The 1,579-nt window shown below is 60.0% G+C and carries 2 protein-coding genes; both read left to right on the top strand.

The features are described from left to right. Window positions 1-76 precede the first annotated feature (76 nt). Window positions 77-832, top strand: a complete 756-nt coding sequence (cobF, locus tag FEM54_RS32315; protein WP_017139636.1) for a precorrin-6A synthase (deacetylating) — start codon at window positions 77-79, stop codon at window positions 830-832. Window positions 833-843: 11 nt separating this feature from the next. Next, window positions 844-1,563 (top strand): alpha/beta hydrolase, encoded by a 720-nt coding sequence (locus tag FEM54_RS32320; protein WP_138454255.1) that lies wholly within the window; start codon window positions 844-846, stop codon window positions 1,561-1,563. The last annotated feature ends 16 nt before the right edge of the window (window positions 1,564-1,579 follow it).

Below are 1,579 nucleotides of genomic sequence, written 5' to 3' on the forward strand. Positions count from 1 at the left end.
ATGGCGCCTGCGCCTGGAAACTCACGCCGAGTGCCATGAACATGGCAAAATCCACGCCCCGCAATGAGAGCACCCCATGAAACGCATCCTGATCATCGGCATTGGCGCCGGCAACCCTGACTACATCACGATGCAGGCCGTAAAGGCGCTGAACCGCACCGACGTGTTTTTTTTGATGGACAAGGGCCAGAGCAAAGACAAGTTGATCGACCTGCGCCGTGAGATCTGCGAAACCTACATCACCGAGCCCGGTTACCGTTTCGTCGAGGCCGACTGCCCCGAGCGCGTGCGCGGTGATATCGACTACACCACCGCCGTGCAGGACCTGAACCGCGACAAGCAGCTGACCTTCGAGCGCATGATCAACGAGCAAATGGCCGACGGTGAAGTGGGCGCTTTCCTGGCGTGGGGCGACCCTGCGCTGTACGACAGCACCATCCGCATCCTGCAGGCGATTCTGGCCAGCGGCCGTTGTGAGTTTGAGTTCGAAGTGATCCCCGGCATCACCAGCGTGCAGGCCCTGGCGGCTCAGCATAAGGTGGCGCTCAACCGTATCGGCCGCTCGATCGAGATCACCACCGGGCGCCGGCTGGCGGCGGGGCAGGCAAGTGATGCCGATACCTTGGTGGTGATGCTTGATGCCGAGGACTCCTACCGCACTGTGGCCGACCAGGATATGGATATTTACTGGGGAGCCTACCTGGGCACGCCGGATGAAATACTGATCAGCGGCAAAGTCAGTGAAGTGGCCGACGAAATCCAACGGGTGCGCAAGGCTGCGCGCCTGGAGAATGGCTGGATCATGGACACGTATCTGTTGCGCAAACCCTGAGGTTGATGCCCATGTTCAAACTGTTCGCCCTGACGCTGGCGTTAGTCGCCGGTGCCGCCCACGCCGATGATGCCTTGCACACGGACTTGCCGTTGGCCTACCTGGAGCAGACGCAGAGTGATGCGCGCAACCAGCCGCTGGTGATCTTCCTGCACGGGTTTGGCAGCAACGAAGAAGACTTGTTTGGCATCAAGGACGCGTTGCCGTCCACCTGGACCTATTTGTCGGCCCGCGCGCCGATGCCGGTGGACCCCAGTGGTTATCGCTGGTTTGCCAAGAAGCCCGGGGAGGGTGATTACGACGGCGAGACGGCGGATTTGCAGCGCAGCGCCCAGCTGATTGAAAACTTTGTCAGCAAGGCCACGGCCAAGTACCACACACAAAGCGATCGGGTGTTCCTGGTGGGGTTCAGCCAGGGCGCGATCATGGCGTATGAGGTGGGCTTGCGAAAGCCTGCCATGGTGCGGGGGATTGCGGCGCTGAGTGGCAGCGTGTTGCCGGTGCTCAAGGCAGAGCTCAAGCCTGATGAGTCATTGAATAAGCTGGCGATTTTTATCGGCCATGGCACCTTGGACCAGGCGCTGCCGTATGCGTCGGCCACCCGCGCCAATGAGGTGTTGCTGGGGCTGGGGCTGAAGCCTGAGTTTCATGGGTATATGGGCATGCCGCATACCGTGAGCGCGGCTGAAATACAGGACCTCAAAGCCTGGCTGGAAAATAGTTTGAAGTAAAAACGCGGTTAAACAA

Source organism: Pseudomonas edaphica (assembly GCF_005863185.1).
GTDB lineage: Bacteria > Pseudomonadota > Gammaproteobacteria > Pseudomonadales > Pseudomonadaceae > Aquipseudomonas > Aquipseudomonas edaphica.